Source organism: Vibrio sp. 2033 (assembly GCF_033339735.1).
Genome location: NZ_JAWOVC010000363.1, coordinates 1 through 693 on the forward strand (window position 1 = coordinate 1; position 693 = coordinate 693).

General features: G+C 46.9%; 1 pseudogene. It reads left to right on the plus strand.

Features of this window, described 5'->3' with window-relative positions:
- Positions 1-693, plus strand: a pseudogene (locus R7P74_RS26615) (glutamine synthetase); the annotation flags it as partial.

Consider the following 693-nt stretch of genomic DNA (forward strand, 5'->3'; position numbering starts at 1 on the left):
GATCTCGGAGAACCAGATCACCTGTGTTACCCAATCAGTGGTACTTTGATGCCAACGGCAAAGGAACAAGTTGGCCAACTACTGCTTAGTATGATGGATGAAACCGGGCAACACCCTAACCCACTGTTCATCCGCAACATTCTCGCGTCTATGTTGCAAACGCTGCATGCCAAAGATCAGTACCCATGTGTCGCGCTAGAGTTAGAGTTCTATTTAATCGACAAAACTCGTGGGGAAAATGGCGAACCATTAACGGCAATTAATCCAACGAAGAAAACACGAGAAAAAGACACCGAGGTTTACGACCTTGATGGATTAGATGACTACGCGGATTTCTTGACCGATCTTAATCGAATCGCATTAGAGCAAGGGTTGAATACGTCCGGCGCTCTTTCTGAGTCTGCACCGGGACAGTTCGAAATCAACTTCAACCATTCCAAAGATGTACTGCGAGCGTGTGATGAGATCATCATTGCAAAACGTTTGATTCGCCAAGTGGCTCACCAGCACGGGTTTGATGCGACATTTATGGCGAAACCTTTTGGTGAACAAGCGGGTAATGGCATGCACATTCACCTCAGCTTGGTTGATACAGATGGTAACAACCACTTTAGTCAAACCGATGGTCAAGCTAGCCCCTTCTTCTATCAAACCATGGCAGCCATGTTGTCACAAACCTCCGATGCCATGGGT